Consider the following 256-nt stretch of genomic DNA (forward strand, 5'->3'; position numbering starts at 1 on the left):
CAGGAACTTCCGGGCCAGCTAGACCATCCGGTTCTCCGAGATGGCCTGCGGGTCCTCACCGTGGTCGCGGACGAGCTTGACCGCCGTGTAGATGAGGAAGAAGCCGAACAGGTAGAACACCCACCTGTAGGCGTTGATCGCCGCGGCACCGCCCGCGATGAAGGCTCCGCGCATGACCAGCGCCAGCACGATGCCGATGGTGAGGACCGTCTGCTGGTACGCACGGGGCACCGCGAAGGTGGCCATGATGATGACG

Annotated in this window: 1 pseudogene; it reads right to left on the minus strand. The window is 64.8% G+C overall.

The features are described from left to right. Positions 1-21: 21 nt before the first annotated feature. A pseudogene (locus NVV99_RS26625) lies at positions 22-256 on the minus strand (TerC family protein); the annotation flags it as partial.

The organism is Rhodococcus sp. PAE-6 (assembly GCF_025290685.1).
In the GTDB taxonomy this organism is placed as follows: domain Bacteria; phylum Actinomycetota; class Actinomycetes; order Mycobacteriales; family Mycobacteriaceae; genus Rhodococcus; species Rhodococcus pyridinivorans.